The organism is Klebsiella sp. CN_Kp091 (assembly GCF_040065095.1).
Classification (GTDB): domain Bacteria; phylum Pseudomonadota; class Gammaproteobacteria; order Enterobacterales; family Enterobacteriaceae; genus Klebsiella; species Klebsiella aerogenes.
Genome location: NZ_JBEAIO010000048.1, coordinates 1 through 14905 on the forward strand (window position 1 = coordinate 1; position 14905 = coordinate 14905).

Below are 14905 nucleotides of genomic sequence, written 5' to 3' on the forward strand. Positions count from 1 at the left end.
GGGGATTTCCCTGCTCGCGCTGCGCTTAGCAGGGCTACGGTTCTGCGCAACCCACCACCGGGGCTTCATCAGAACGGTAGCCCGGATAAGGCGTGAGCCGCTATCCGGGGATTTCCCTGCTCGCGCTACGCTTAGCAGGGCTACGGTTTTGCAGAACCCACCGCCGGGCCGCGGTAATCGCCGCCGAGGGCTTTAATCAACGTGATATCGGTGCTAAGGCGCTGGGCCTGGATATCCAGCAATAACAGCTGCTGGGCGATGGCCGGTCGTCGCGCTTCTTGTGCGGCATAGCGGCTTAACAGGCCGCGCTGGTGATGGGCGTTGGCGCTGCGGGTGGTGGCCATCGCCGCCGTCACCTTCAGCTCCTGCAGCGCCACCTGCTGGTTGAGATCGTTAAGCTGACTGGAGCTTATCGCCACATCCCGTACCGCATCCAGCACCGCCTGGTTGTACTGCTTAATCAGGATATTGCTCGCCGTACGTACCGACTTCAGATTGGCGTTCAGGCGGCCGCCATCGAATATCGGCAAATACAGCCCCGGCAGCAGGTTAATCTGCTGGAAGGACGACTTAAACAGATCGCCGACGCTCAGCGCGTTATATCCCCAGAAGGCTTTAATATCAAAATGCGGATAAAAGGCCGCTTTCGCCGCATCGACCTGGCTCATAGAAGCGGTCACATAACCGCGCAGGGCCTGCAGATCCGGGCGACGCGCCAGCAATTCGAAGGAGAGTGAATCCGGCAGCGTTTCCTGCAACGCCGGCAGAGCGACCGGGTGGATCTCCGGCATACTCTGCGCGTCGGCGCCAATTAGCGCCCGCAACGTTTCGCGGTACTGGGTCAGCGTGCCGCGGGCGGTAATCACCTGCTGCTGCGCGCCCAGCAGTTCCGCCTGCGCATTGGCGATATCGACGCTATCCTCCACGCCGCGCTGGGTGCGGTGTTCATGCGCCTGTACCGATAGCCGCGCAATTTCTTCTAGCTGCTGGAGCAGAACGATCTTCTGGAAGGTGGCCTGCATGGCGAAGTACAGCTGCGCCACGCTGCTGGCAAGGTCCAGTTCGATACCGGCGGTTTCCGCCTGGCGAGCGTTCTTTTCGCCAATAGCCGCCGCGACGCGGGCCCGGTCGGCGCCCCATAAATCGATATTCAGCGTCGCGCCGACCCCCACGGTATTGAGCGTGTACCACGGGCCGTTTTTATCAACCGGCAGAGAATAGGAGTAGGGCCAGCTAAAGGATTTATCGGTTATACGCATCCGATTCTGCGCCGCCACGGCGGTCGCCTGCACGCCCATTGCCGACTGCGCCAGCTCGACGGTGGATTGCGACTGTGAAATGCGTAGCCGCGCCGCCTGCATGGTCGGCGAATTTTGCAGCGCGCGGTTTACCAGCATGTTGAGCTGGGGATCGTGATATCCCTCCCACCAGCGAGCCGCCGGCCAGCCGCTATTCGCCAGGTGGATCACCTGCGCCAGCTGCGCCTGTTGCGGATTAACAATGGGCACTTCGCCAGGATCGTCCTGAATCAGCGCGCATCCTGTCAACAGAGTCATGGCGAGAGCCAGCGGTGAGTAGCGCAGCAAACGTGCTACGGCGTCCATTTTTATCATGACGGTTCTGCCTGTCGCGTAAATTCAGAAGGTTTGTCTGACCAGTCCGGCAGGGTGATCAGTAAAGCGGTCAGCGGTGCGCCGAATGGATTCGCCGGATCGGCAGCCGGCGGCGCAACAAGTGCCGTCGGCTGCTGACGCTCAATATCATCGGCATACGCCTGTAACTGTTCGGCACAGCGGCTTAAGAAGGGATCTCCCGGCGCGGCGTACAGCCGGTAGCCCTCGCTCAGGCGGACTATCTCCTGCGCCTGCTGCCAGGTGGCTTTGCTCGGCCAGGATTTCGCCTGCGGCCACGGATGCGCAAAAGTGCCCAGCGGCTCGGCGGCGACCCGATGCAGCAGCGTTTCGCTGGTGGTCAGCGCCTGGAACAGCGGCACCATCTGCGGCTTATCATCTTTTGTGCGCAGGAAGTCGGCTATCTGGCGATAGAGTTGCGCCAGCCGCGATTTCAGCTGCGGCGCTTCGCTATCCGGCCACAGATAAAGATGGACGATCGACGAGACCAGTACGCCGAGCAAAATACCGATGACGCGGTCGCGCAGTTCCGTCAGGTTGGTCAGTGGACCAAACCAGCTGAGGAAGGCCAGCGAGAAGGTAAAGCCGATTTGGATCCCGGCGTAGGCAATACGCTCTGAGCCGGCGGCAATCCACGCCGAGAGCGCCATTACCGGCAGAACCATCGCCAGCAGGCCGACGATGGACTCGGTCCACGGTTGTACGAAGACGATCAACAATAGCGCCAGCAGCGTGGCGAGCAGCGCGCCGCCGATACGCAGCCAGGTTTTTTGCATCGTCGCCCCCAGCCCCGGCTGGGCGACAATCACGCAGCTCAGCATGATGGTGTGGATCCCTTGCCAGTCCGCGGCGGTATAGAAGACGTAGCACAGCAGCGTCGCCAGCAGGGTTTTCAGGGCGAAATGCAGATAAGCGGGATTGCGCCAGGCATCCGGCAGCAGCAGCGGCGACTTCTCGGCTTCACCCTGCGGCAGGTCGATGGCTTCACCGCGCGCCAGTTTCGCCAGCACATCAGCCATCTCTTGTAAAATCCGCGTATTGGCGCCGCGATCATCAATGGCCGGCGCGGAGAATGAAAACGGCGTACCCTCGTTCATTGACGGCGCCAGCGCCTGTAGCGCGGCGGCAATCTGCTGGCGCGCCGCGGCGTGATCGTCGCCCGGTTGCAGCAGCGCCGCGAGGTGATAGCAGCGCAGGGTGGTCGCCATCAGCGCCTGCCAGCGCGACGGATCGGCGGCAATTTCCGGCGCCGCAAAACGGGCCTGCTTAAACAATCCTTGCAACTGATTAAAACGCCCGGCGATCTCTTTGAAGGTCGGCGGCGCGGCGTTCTGCGTCAGCACGTCGGCGACCTGCCGCTGCATCACCACCAGTTGGGCGCGGAATTGGTAGCCGGGGAAGGCCTGGCGAAAGCAGGCGTTAACCAGGAGCGTGACCAGCGTTGCGGTATTGATCGCCACCCAAAGCCACAGCAGCAGGCGCACCAGAACTTCACTTTGGCTGGTCATTGACGGGAAGGTCTGGGCATAAATCACCGCCAGCGCCACCACGAAAAATGCCAGCCCGAGTTTGCCCAGCACGCGCATCAGATACATCGCGCCAAAGAACAGGCATACCGAAGCGACCAGGCGAATCAGCGGGAAATCATAGGTCCACTTGATGATCAGCAGCACCAGCCCCAGCGCCACGCTGATGGTGACAAAAAACAGGACGCTGCCCAGCTTAATCATCAGGATGTTCGGCTGGCTGACGTAAAACACCACGATCAGCGCTACGGCGAGAAACGGGATCTGCAGGGTCATAAACAGGGTGATCAGCACCGCGCAGCTCAGCGTCAGGCGCAGGGTATAGTTGGCCCGCCCCGGCGCGTCGGCGAGTTCCCGTTGCAGAAACAACCAGAAGTTATGCATGCCGCACCCTTATTTCGCCTGCAGCACGGCGCTGGCGGAAGCGCCCATGCGGAACAGTTCCGGGTCGGGATCTTTCACCGCAATTTTGACCGGGAAGCGCTGCGACACATGTACCCAGTTGATGCTCTTCTGAATCACCGGCAGCCCGCCAATGACGCTACCGCCTTCCGGCAGTACGCCTGAGCCAACGGAATCGACGACGCCGTCAAAGGCGCGACTGTGGTTGGTCATCACCGTCACGGTTGCCGGCACGCCAGGCTGAACGTTTTGCAGGTCGGTTTCGCGGAAGTTCGCAATTACATACCAGTGGTCGTTATCCAGCAGCGTAAAGACCGGTTTCAGGGCGGAAGCATATTGTCCGACGGTGGTTTTCAGGGCGATGACTACGCCGTTAAACGGCGCGCGAACTTCGGTGAACTCCAGGTGCAGTTCCGCAAGGGCGATTTGCGCGACGATCCCGGCGCGCTGCGCGACCATCGCATCGACGCCGGTGACCGCGGCATCAGCCTGTTTGGCCTGCAGCAGCGTGGCTTCCAGTTCGGCGCGGGCGGCTTTTTCCGCGGTGCGCGCCTGATCGAGATCTTCCTGCGCGGCGAATCCCTGCGGCACCAGCGGTTCCAGGCGGATACGGGTCGAGGTGGTCTGTTTCACCAGCGCCTTTGCCCGCTCTACCGCGGCGCTCACTGATTGGGCGTTATACTGCTGGGCTTTGATGGTGCGTTGGGTCAGCATAATCTGCGCATCAAGCGCCGCCAGCCGTGATTTAGCATCGTCCAGCATCGCCTGATAGGGGCGCGGATCGATGCGGAACAGCAGATCGCCTTTCTTCACCCGCTGGTTATCGCGGATCGGCATTTCAACGATTCGCCCGCTGACTTCCGGCACCACGTCGATGGTGTCGGCGTAGACGTAGGCGTCGTTGGTTTCCGGCGAAGTCTGTAACTGCCAGATAACCACGATCAGCGCCACAATGGCGGCGAGGACGAGAGCCAACAAGGGCCATTTTTTCCGTAAAACGCTTGGGCTGGATTGAGTCATAGGTATTTAATGTGCGAAAAGAAGAAACCACAGAATAGTGGCAAATAGAAACATTAACGCCAGGTAACTTAATACCAGCGGGGAAAAGCGCGCCTGCCAGCCTTTACGGGCAATCAAGATATGGCAAGGGATCAGCAGTAATGCGCCGCCTAAAAAGCAGAAGAACCAGCCGGGGAATGCTGCGCCTAATACCGGTATGGCGGGGGATAAAGAGCAACCGGAGACCGCCAAAAGAAGTAATAACAATGCCGGGCGCGCCCGTTTTACAATTTGCTTCAAAGGAAGATACCTGAATGTTCATGCCATTGAACAATTGAGTTTATTCGTTGTTGATCAAATAAACCCTCATACACCGCCTAAATTATAGCGCTGATGGTTTGCTTAGCCGAGTTATGGTTATCCTCTGATAATAGTTTAATTTCGCGTAGGTATTAAAAAGTCGCTTTATCATTAGCGAAATAATTGAAATAGGGCGTTTCTCATTTATCCATAGTCAGCGGCTATGCCGCGAGCTATTCTTAGGTAAGTACAATAAAAATACCGAGGCAATGTCATGGATAAGGAACTACTGGAAGCGGGCTACCGGGCCTATACCGGCGAGAAGATAGATGTCTATTTCAATACCGATATCTGTCAGCACTCGGGTAACTGCGTGCGCGGCAGCGCGAAGCTGTTCAATCTGAAACGTAAACCGTGGATCATCCCCGATCAGGTGGATGTGGCCACGGTGGTCAAAGTGATCGATACCTGTCCCAGCGGCGCATTGAAGTATCGCCACAAATAAGCGAGGAAATGATGGAAATTCTGGAAGGCCATAACAAGTTCTACGTTAATGACGCCGAGGGAAACCAGGTGGCGGAAATTGTCTTTGTTCCAACCGGTGAACATCTGAGCATTATTGAGCATACCGATGTCGATCCCAGCCTGAAAGGCCAGGGCGTCGGTAAACAGCTGGTCGCGAAAGTGGTCGAGAAAATGCGTCAGGAACAGCGCAAAATCATTCCGCTGTGCCCGTTTGCCAAACACGAATTCGATAACACCCGCGAGTACGACGACATTCGCGCCTGAAATACGGCGCCAGCTGTGGCTGGCGCCGTGCTGCGATCACCCGGCCAACCGGCAGGTGGCATGATCCGGTAAAAAGCGCTGAATGATCTCTCCCAGATGCTCGCGAGTGACCGGTGGTGAGAACAGATACCCCTGGAAACGATCGACCCCCAGCGCTTTTAGCTGATTAAATTTCTCCAGACTATCCACTCCCTCGGCAATACAGCGGCTCTGCGTCAGCTGGCAGTAGTAGACCAGGCTTTTAATCAGCACCAGGGCGTGCGGGTCGCGCTGAAAATCATTGACGATGCTCATATCCAGCTTGTAGCCGCTAAAACGCGCCGTGCGTACCGGGAACATCACGCTGCTGTGCGAGAAGCAGTCGTCGAGAAAGATGCGAAAGCCCTGCTGCTGAATATTGCTCATATTCGCTACCGCTTTTCCTTGCTGCTGTAAATCGACGGTTTCAGCAAATTCCAGCACCAGTCGGTCGGCCCACAGTGGGTTCTGCAGTTGTTGCCAGGCGGTTTCCATCATACGGGCAAGATTATCGTGATAGGCGATACAGGGAGGGATATTGACCGAAAAATAGAACTCGCCCTGATAGCGATTGATATTCTGCACCGCTTCCTGCAGGACAAAGGCGGTCAGTAATAGCCAGGCGTATTCGGAGTGGATATTCGGTAGAAACTCGCCCGGCGGCAGTACCACGCCATCTTTGCGCCAGCGCGATAATATCTCGATGCCCTGCAGGCGTAAGCGCTCGTCGACAATCGGCTGAAAGACCGGAAAGATCTGCCGTCCATGAATGGCATGAATAAACTCACGTTCGAAGGGGGTCAGCGCGGTCATGCCCTGACCTGTTACGCGTTTGCTTCGGCTGCCCGGAAATCGGCTCGCCAGATGCGGATGATACTCCACCATCTTGTTTAATCCTGAGGTTCTTTGGTTGTAGAGCGTTTTCTGACTGACGCCGCGGATCTGCGCCTGGCTGGTGATGCTGTGGCCATACAGCAGGGCGAGGGTGGCGTTAAGTTCGATTTTGCTTAAGCCCGACGGCGGCTTGCCGCGCGCCAGTGCCTCGATGGTAGAAAGCTGTTGCAGGGCGGGGTAGCCGACCAGGCCGCCTTTCAGCAATGCCGCCAGACGGCGGCAGGGGAGATCGGAGGAGACCGCCTGTACGGCGGCCAGCAGGCGGCGGTCGTTGACCTGGTGCAGTAAGGTTTGCCACAGCCACGGCGCCGGGCTGCGGCTTAAGATCACCATAGGCAAAGGTCGTTTGGCCTGGTTGAGTAACCAGGCGGCTTCGCGCAGGACGAACAGTAGCCACCAGGGATCGTCGGGCAGAAAAACCACGATTTGCCGGACGTCGGCTGGCGCAGATATCGACAGCATGCTCTGCACTCGCGGCTGTAGCCATACCGGCTGGCGGCAACCGTCGTCGACCATATCAGCTAATCCCGCCGCCGCCATGGCGCAGGGCGACAGGATGTAATCCGTCGTCGCCTGCGGGGTATCGACTTTACTGGTAGACAAACGTCACCCCAATAATCGACTGTACATTACCCGCCGTTACCTGGCCGCTGGTGCGCGCGTAGGTGGCGGTCAGCCCGAGATTCACCGGCGAAGTGCCAACTGTACCCAGTGAGACATTGCTGTTGGCCGGAACGACGGTACCGTTGCGCGTCATCTGGACGCCAATACCCTGCGCCGGCGAAGCGGAAGCGGTATTGGTGAAAATGGAGTTGGCGCTATCGGCGGTGGTGCCGGAAAGGTAATAGCCAAGATTCTGGTTTTGCGCGCAGTGGACGGTGACCGGCACCGCCATCGAACCCGGATAGTCGGGTAGGGTCACGGTCACATCGCGTGCGGAGACATCGCAACCGCCGGTCGGCACGACAACGTCGTTATTGGCGTATATATTCCACACGAACTGGAAGGAGTCGCTGTTGTAGTTGTTGGTTTGATGCAGAATCAGCACGGCAATCAGCGATCCGGCGGTAATCGCCACCCCGCCCGCGGTACTGACCGGAGTCAGATAGAGTACGGTCGGCCAGGGTTTATCGGTGGTCGAATCGTAGATCACCCGCGAGGTTTCCGTGGTGGTCGGAAACGGATAAGAGGTACCGTTATATTTTACGGTACCGGAAAAGCTCGATAGTACGCCGCCGTAGGCGGATCCGCGCTGTAGCGTCACATAGTCGGTAATGGTTTGCGGGTAGTCGTTATGGCAGAAAATTTGCGTCGACAGGTCGACCACCAGGTTTTGCCCTACGTTGACGGCCGGGGTCAGGTTGACGTACACGTTGGCCGAGCCGCCGCCGATGGGGATAGTTGCGCCGGTGGCGGTCTTACAGGCGAAGGACCAGGCGTTAATCGACCAGCCCATCAGCAGCAGGGTGGTTAACAGAGCGATGACTTTTTTCATAAACAAACTCTCCTGACTCAGGCGTAGGTATAGGTGACGCTTATCACCGCCTGAATGGTTCCCTGGGTGGCGCCGCCGTTAACCGACAGGGCCCGAACCTGCAGCGGAAAACGCGCCGACTGCGAGCTATCGTCGACCTGAACCGACTTTTGCGCCCCGTTATTGAGCGTGGTGCCGCTGTCGTCCTGTAGTTCGAGCTGGATATTTCCTGCGGTACCCTGATTCTTGTAATAGCCGGTGCTGTCCGCGGTGCCGCTAAAGGTGGCGACGACGCGCGATGTGCCGACCGGGCAGTTGCTTAAATCAAGCGCGGTGCTGTGCCAGGCCGAAGCGGAACCCGCCGACACCAGGCTGAAGGTATAAAGATCGCCGAGGTCAACGTTGGCATTGGTCGTGGAGACCGTACACGGCTTGGCTACCACTTTGCCGTTCACCGTGATGGTGATGTCGGCGGCCTGCAGCGGGATAATGTTTAACGCCAGCGCGCCTGCCAGAAGCCATCCTGCGTAGTGTGCTTTCATCTCAGCCTCCGGTTACTGGAATTCAAGGGTAAAGGTGGCGGTGGCATAGACGTGACCGGCGGTCACCGGTACGCGGGTTGCCATCAGCCGGGCGTAAAAACCGAGGGTGTTGGTCTGCCCCGGCGTTAAGGTGGTCCAGGCGATCGACGAAGAGGGCGCGTTGACCGGCAGCATCGTCTGCTGGCCGTTGAGGATCTGCACCGCCATCCCCGCCGCCGCGGAGGCGCCGCCGTCGATTTTTAACAGATCGTTATTGTCGCTATCCGGAGTGCCGTTAAAGCCGACTTTGACCGCCGTCACCGAGTTGCCGCAGGGCGACAGCACGATACGAAACGGCACCAGCGGCGTGGTTGCGCCGACGGCGTTAAACTGCTTCGCGGCGTTATCCATCAGATCGACGGTAAACTCTTTCGATTCGGTGGCCACCGCGCAGGCGTTGTCGCGCACGTAGCCGCTGATGGTGATGGTGCTGTCCGCCGCAAAGGCGTTGGCGCAGACCAGCGTCAGGATGGCGCCGAACAGGTTAAGTGGTTTTTTCATCATCATGCGTTCCTTAACGGCACTCTGCCGATAGCTGGCTCAGCGCCTGCCGCTGACTCTCTTCCGGCAGGCGGTAGCTGGCCACGCAGCTGGCGTCCGCGCCTTCGCCCCATTTCACCTGCACGCTGCCGGCGAGCGGCATCCCGCTCAGGTAGACCTGGCCATTATCGGCCACGATACTGCCGCTCTGGTTGCTGCCTGAGGTGACCATCGCGCCAAACGGCACCGGTTTGCCGTTATGGTTCAACGTCATCAGTAACTTGACCCCGACGTGGGCTTTGAAGTCCGCCCGCACGATAGCGCCGTGGGTAGGGACGACGCTCACCACCGCGTCATCGAGATCGACGTTATCGGCAAGGGTATTGGTATCCAGCGCCACCCGGTTTTCGCGATATTCGGTGGCGTAAGGCAGTACCGCATAGCCGCGCCAGTCGGTACGTACCCCGGTCTGGTTTTCCACTTTTACATCACCGGCGCCCGGCGCTTTCACCAGCACCACGGTGTCATTCAGCGGCTGGCTCAGGGTCACGCCGTTAGCGTGGGCCAACACCCCGCCGCTGACGCCGTAGTACAGCTGTTTGAAACCGTCGCTGCGGCTGTAACCGACGTTGGCGTTGCCGTAGCCGCCGCGATAGTTCAGCGCCGCGTAGCCGGTGCCGCTGCTATCGCCTTCGCCGCCGCTGGCATAGCCGGTCTGCACGCTATAGCTCAGGTTATTGTCTTCCAGCAGGGTGCCGTAAAGTCCCGCCAGATTGGTCATCCGGCCATTAAGATCGTGCGACATGCTGTAGCTGGCGCTGGCGTGCCGCCATACCGATTTGCTGTCGGAGCGCAGCCAGTGGCTGAACGGAATATTGACGTTGACCGCCAGCATCTGGTCGCGGCCCTGCTGCCAGGCGTTTTTAGTCAGGCTGTAGCTCAGCGTCCAGTTGATGTCGTCCACCGCCGCGTTGAGTCCGGCCTGCAGCTGCTGGTCCGCCTTGCCGGTCGACCAGTAGGTCTGATGACTGCCGCTCAGATAGAGCGTGGCGGTACGCCCCAACTGTTGGGTCACGCTCAGTTGCACTTTGCCGCGCTTGTTATAGGCGAGGTTGTAGTAATCGGTGAATTTCGGCTTCACCTGGATCACGCCATCCTGGGTCTGTACGTCGTAACCGCTCATCCGGCGGTAGGTAGTATCGGCAAAGCTGTAATAACCTTTAGTGGAGTAGCGATAGCCCACCAGTTGGATATTGGTGCCGACATCGCTCAGCGACTTGTTATAGAGGAAGCGAATCGACTGCCCCTGATGATCGCTGTCGTCGGGTAGGGTGGCGTTGGCCTGGGTGACATCCAGCGAGACGGCGCCGAAATCGCCCATGTTTTTCCCCACGCCGAGATTAAAGGCGCGGTAGCGGTCGGCAAGTTGCGTACCGCCATACAAAGTCCAGCCCGCAGGCAGGCCGTGTAACAGGGTGCTCTGAAAGAACTTCGGCTCTTCCTGCTGATCGTTGCCGCTGCGATATTCGCCGGCGGTCAGCGCGTACCGGGTATGCCCTTCGCGCTGCAGTACCGGCACCGTTGACCACGGCACGCTAAAGACCTGGCTGGTGCCGTCGTTTTCTTTAATCGTCACCTGCAGATCGCCGCCGTTGCCCGCAGCATAGAGATCGTTAATGGTGAACGGGCCCGGCGGGACCGTGCTCTGGTAAATCTCATAGCCGTTTTGTTTGATCGACACCTGCGCGGTGCCGCGGGCGATACCGTGGATCACCGGCGCAAAGCCCTTCTGGCTATCCGGCAGCATGTTGTCATCGCTCGCCAGCTGGGCGCCGCGGAAGTTAATGCCGTCGAAAACATCGCCGTTGGTGTAGCTGTCGCCGAGGGTCAGACGCGAGCGCAGCGGCGTGATGTCGCGCTCAAGCCAGGTGTTAACATGCTGCCATTTGTTCTCATTGCTGGAACTGCTGCCGCCGCTGCTGTAGCTCCAGGTGGTGTTATCACGCAGTCGCCAGGCGCCAAGGTTAAGGCCGCTTTGTAGATTTAAATAGGCGTAGTTGCTGCTGCCGCCGGTATCGTTATGGACGTTGTTGCCGGTGAAGTTGTAGTTCAGCAGTCCGGCGTTGATACCGTCATCCCACATTTCTGGCGGAATATAGCCGCGCGCGCGGTTGCCCATAAAGGCCTGCGGTACGGTGAGATACAGGCGCTGCTGGCCGACGTCGAAGCGCGTCGTGGCATCGGTGATAAGTTCGGTCAGCGGCACGCAGGCGTCGGCGGCGAGGGCGTTCATCCCGGTCACCGCCGCGGTGTTGACCCCCATTCCGGCCAACTGCCCGCGGGTCAGACACGGGCTTAGCCCATGGCCTTTTTCGCCGCGGTTAAAAGTGACATCGCGAGTGGTCATAAAGCCGTCGTTAAGATAAATATCGACTCGGTAGGTGCCGGGCGGCACCTCTTGCCCGTTTTCGAAACCGGAAAGATCGGCCACCGCCGCAGGGTCGTCAGCCAAAAAACGCGGGTTAAAATAGAGTTCAGCCTGCGCGTGGCCCGCCTGCAGGACAAAACAGAGCGCCACGGGGAATTTCGCCATGGCCAAAATAGCGCGTGGGCGGAGCCTGGCGCTGCGGGAACCAAAACGGTCCAGTCCATATTTGAGATGTGACATAGTCCCTCCGGTCTCAATTCGCCCGGCTGTCAGTTCTTATTGTTATGCGCGGCATGGCCCGCCCGGCGGGCCAAACCTGTGTTAACGCAGCACGCCAGTCATTTTTGGGGTCAGCGCGCCGTAATCATTAATCGTGCGATAAGTTATGTTGCTACCGGCATCCGGCGGCAGCTTGACGGAGGTTTTACCCATTGGCGGCACCAGCGCGTTTTCCAGCACCCGAGTGCCGGCGTTAAGTTCGGTGACGGTCAGGTAATAAGGGGTAGGGTTAGTCAACGTTAACGACGAACCGCTGCGGCTAAAGCTCAGCTTTTCCGCCGCCTGATCCGGCGGTAGCGCCAGCTTCGCCGGGCGATAGTAGAGCTTGATGCGGCTGATAATCGCCAGTTGCAGGGTATTTTCGCTCAGCTTGGATTTATCCATCGACGGGATGGCTTTCACGTTAATCCAGAACAGGCTTTCGCGATCCTGCGGCAGTTGTTTATTGGTGGCGTCAATGATGCGCAGGGTATTTTCTTTTTTGCCCTGCATGGCAAACAGCGGCGGCGTAATCACGAAGCGGCCATCTTTGCCGCCGTCAGCGTTTTCCACCCAGGACTGAATCAGATAGGTGCTGCTGTCATCATTATTGGTTACCCCTAACTGTACCTGTTTTTGCCCGGCCGGATAGATAACCCGCGTGGCGCCGAGCGCAACGCCGGCCTGAGCCCAGGCGGAGTAACCGCTTGCGGCCATCATCAATAATCCCGCCAGTAGTCCGCGCGTCATCCCCAGTCTCTTTTTCACGTTTACCCCTTTTGTACTCACCGTTGTTTCCTGTTTCCGGATGTCTGCTGGTTAATTACTGATAGGTCAGAGAGAACCAAACTTGCGCGTTTGCCGCTCCTCCGGTGACCTGATTGCCGGTCGCCCGATATTTGGCTACAAAATGTAGCGTGGTGGGGCCGGTATACAGCCGCCGCCAGGCGCCCGGCGGGCTATTCAGCGGAATCAATTGATCTTCATTATCAAATAACGCGATGCCTACGCCGGTGGCGATACCCGGTCCTTCGCCAACCGAGAGCACATCCGGATTTTTGCCATCGGCCACGCCGCGAAACGACACGCCGACATGCTGGCTGACTGCGGTGCTGCAATCCTGAAGGTGAATATCGAATGGCACGGGGTTGGCATCTTCCCCGGCTGAATGAAAGCGATTGCTGCTGATCTGCCCCATATTGACGGTCATCTGCTGGTCGCCGGCTTCAACGCGGCAGGACTCGGCGATGATGACGCCCTGAAAACGCATGTTTCCCCCGGCGACTGTGACGTTCCAGTGGTTGCCGGCTTGCGCCAGCGGCGAAAGCAGAAACATCAGCAGACCTGTCTTCACTCCTTGCATCGTTATCACCCCAATCCCGTAGTGGATAACGGGCCATCCTGGCCCGGAATGCTTCCCTGTCTGATGTTTGAATTACTCGTATTGCACTTTGAAGGTGGCGTCTGCGTTAGCAGTACCGGCAGTAGCCGCGCCAGTGGCGTAGTAACGCGCCTGGAAAGGAATGATGTTGGTGCCGTCGTTCAGCGTGGTGGCCGCGCTGAAGGTTGCGCCATCCAGGCCCAGCGGAGTGCCGGTTTTGTCGAGGATCTGTACGCCGACGTTGGTCGCGCCGCCAGCAGCGGAGCTCTGCAGTGCCAGAACGCTGGTGTTGGTGCTATCAACCGCGGTACCGGAGAAAGCGACAGAGGCTTTGGTCGCGACAGTGGTATCACAGTCATCTAACTGAATGTTGAAACCGACTGCGGAGCTGGTGCTGCCCGCGGTAGCCAGTTTTGCCGAACGAACCTGGCCTAACTGAACGGTCTGATCGATAGAACCGGCATCGACTGCACAGGCTGCGTTGACGATTTCTCCTTTAAAATGCACTGTACCGCCATTTACCGTGGTGGTATCGGCCAAGGCCGCCGCGGAGCTCAGGGACAGAGCTGACAGAACAACGATTGCCAGTGTTTTGATTTTCATGCTGTTTTCCTTTAAACAAAATCGATAATACGAACCAAAATTGGCAGCCGTTTTGCCTTCCAGGCATTCCATAAATCAGCCGAATGGTGCGACTGCCGGTTCTGCACAGTTTTCGCCCCTACTGATGAGTCAATTGGGGCCATTTTGACTCGTCGGGATTTATGGCTTTTATTTTGTTTATGTTGGTGTATTCTTGGATTTATATACTGATTTTTATTTATTTAATGGATTTAAAAACTACGGCTCTGCCGGGTATGGAAAAACGACGTGCTTGAGTTCAATGTTGAGAAGTGAGTGTGTGGTAGATAGTCGGAGGAGGATAAGTAAAGAAAGGTCGTTATAGAAGTTAATGTAAATCAATCAGATAAGATTTTTTTTGATGAAATATGCACTTGTCAGTTGCAAAAGATTACAAAACATTTTTATGATATAGACAGTTTGGCCCCAATTGACTTGTTCAATCTTAAAAATTTTCCTTTTTATCAATTGGTTATCCTATTTCTTCCGCGCTTGTAAATTTTCCTCTAAAAGGTTGTTTCTTTCCCATATCCCGGCAAAACGCGCTGCATTACTGGCGGTATAACGGACAGTGTGGCGAATATTACGATGTCCGAGATAATCCTGGATCAAACGGGTATCTGCCCCTCTTTCAGCTAGCTCATAGCCGCAGGCGTGGCGCAGCATATGTGGATGCGTATGCGTCACGGTTCCTGCCTCTTCCCCGGCGGCGCGGATAATACGATAAGCCTGTTGCCGTGAAAGCGGGGTACCGCGGCGCGAGATAAATAGTGCATCGCTTTTACCTGCTGCTTTCCAGTTGGCCCGTTGTTGCGTCCAGCGTTCTATCGCTTCGCGTTCATCAAAACGCAGCGGATGTACGGTAGAGAAACCGTTCTTTAAGCGGCGGACATTGATGCGTCCTTCGTTAAGGTCGAGATCGCGATAGTGCAGATCGAGTAATTCGCTGATACGCATCCCGTGACGAAACGCCAACAGGATCAGACAGTAATCTCGTTCGCCGGTTGGGCCGTGCTGGGCCGCCTGCATCATTGCCTGTACTTCTTTGGCGGTGAGAAAACGACGTCGGTTCACAATTTTAAGCTCCTGAATTTAAGTTTACTCGCAAGGAACAGCCTGAGAA

Annotated in this window: 15 protein-coding genes; 2 read left to right on the plus strand and 13 right to left on the minus strand. The window is 57.7% G+C overall.

The genetic code is table 11. The features are described 5' to 3' along the window. Positions 1-140: 140 nt before the first annotated feature. From ABLV17_RS20145 to ABLV17_RS20160, 4 genes are read right to left on the minus strand one after another with little or no spacing between them, the layout of a single operon-like run. Positions 141-1613, minus strand: coding sequence for an MdtP family multidrug efflux transporter outer membrane subunit (locus ABLV17_RS20145; protein WP_308957839.1), 1473 nt, complete (start codon positions 1611-1613; stop codon positions 141-143). Then, a complete protein-coding gene (locus ABLV17_RS20150) occupies positions 1610-3541 on the minus strand; it encodes an FUSC family protein (RefSeq protein WP_308957841.1) in 1932 nt (643 codons plus the stop codon). Before ABLV17_RS20150 ends, ABLV17_RS20145 begins: the two co-directional genes overlap by 4 nt. Before the next feature lie 9 nt (positions 3542-3550). After that, on the minus strand, positions 3551-4579 hold the full coding sequence (gene mdtN, locus ABLV17_RS20155) for a multidrug transporter subunit MdtN (RefSeq protein ID WP_308957842.1): 1029 nt from the start codon (positions 4577-4579) through the stop codon (positions 3551-3553). A gap of 6 nt (positions 4580-4585) precedes the next feature. After that, complete coding sequence (locus tag ABLV17_RS20160) at positions 4586-4858, minus strand: YtcA family lipoprotein (protein WP_015369860.1); 273 nt, start codon at positions 4856-4858, stop codon at positions 4586-4588. A 274-nt stretch (positions 4859-5132) separates the two neighbouring features. On the opposite strand from ABLV17_RS20160, the gene yjdI reads away from it, so the two are divergent. Next, the gene (gene yjdI / locus ABLV17_RS20165; RefSeq protein ID WP_015369861.1) at positions 5133-5363 is read left to right on the plus strand and encodes a 4Fe-4S mono-cluster protein YjdI; all 231 of its coding nucleotides are present in this window, start codon (positions 5133-5135) and stop codon (positions 5361-5363) included. A gap of 11 nt (positions 5364-5374) precedes the next feature. Continuing rightward, positions 5375-5647 (plus strand): GNAT family N-acetyltransferase, encoded by a 273-nt coding sequence (locus ABLV17_RS20170; RefSeq protein WP_015369862.1) that lies wholly within the window; start codon positions 5375-5377, stop codon positions 5645-5647. Between the two features lie 36 nt (positions 5648-5683). On the opposite strand, the gene ABLV17_RS20175 is transcribed toward ABLV17_RS20170, so the two are convergent. From ABLV17_RS20175 to fimE, 9 genes are all read right to left on the minus strand, one after another. Beyond that, the gene (locus tag ABLV17_RS20175; RefSeq protein ID WP_308957843.1) at positions 5684-7162 is read right to left on the minus strand and encodes an EAL domain-containing protein; all 1479 of its coding nucleotides are present in this window, start codon (positions 7160-7162) and stop codon (positions 5684-5686) included. Beyond that, positions 7149-8054, minus strand: coding sequence for a fimbrial protein (locus tag ABLV17_RS20180; protein WP_087859720.1), 906 nt, complete (start codon positions 8052-8054; stop codon positions 7149-7151). Before ABLV17_RS20180 ends, ABLV17_RS20175 begins: the two co-directional genes overlap by 14 nt. A gap of 17 nt (positions 8055-8071) precedes the next feature. Next, complete coding sequence (locus tag ABLV17_RS20185; protein ID WP_087859719.1) at positions 8072-8575, minus strand: fimbrial protein; 504 nt, start codon at positions 8573-8575, stop codon at positions 8072-8074. 12 nt (positions 8576-8587) lie between these two features. Further along, entirely contained in the window at positions 8588-9115 is a 528-nt protein-coding gene (locus tag ABLV17_RS20190; protein ID WP_308957863.1) for a fimbrial protein, read from the minus strand. A 13-nt stretch (positions 9116-9128) separates the two neighbouring features. Further along, the gene (locus ABLV17_RS20195) at positions 9129-11762 is read right to left on the minus strand and encodes a fimbrial biogenesis usher protein (RefSeq protein ID WP_271032159.1); all 2634 of its coding nucleotides are present in this window, start codon (positions 11760-11762) and stop codon (positions 9129-9131) included. 81 nt (positions 11763-11843) lie between these two features. Then, a complete protein-coding gene (locus tag ABLV17_RS20200; protein WP_183269119.1) occupies positions 11844-12530 on the minus strand; it encodes a fimbria/pilus periplasmic chaperone in 687 nt (228 codons plus the stop codon). Positions 12531-12603: 73 nt separating this feature from the next. Continuing rightward, positions 12604-13143 (minus strand): fimbrial protein, encoded by a 540-nt coding sequence (locus tag ABLV17_RS20205; protein ID WP_123273292.1) that lies wholly within the window; start codon positions 13141-13143, stop codon positions 12604-12606. Between the two features lie 72 nt (positions 13144-13215). After that, on the minus strand, positions 13216-13764 hold the full coding sequence (gene fimA, locus ABLV17_RS20210; protein ID WP_045373910.1) for a type 1 fimbrial major subunit FimA: 549 nt from the start codon (positions 13762-13764) through the stop codon (positions 13216-13218). Positions 13765-14259: 495 nt separating this feature from the next. After that, positions 14260-14856, minus strand: a complete 597-nt coding sequence (fimE, locus tag ABLV17_RS20215; protein ID WP_087859713.1) for a type 1 fimbria switch DNA invertase FimE — start codon at positions 14854-14856, stop codon at positions 14260-14262. Between the last annotated feature and the right edge of the window lie 49 nt (positions 14857-14905).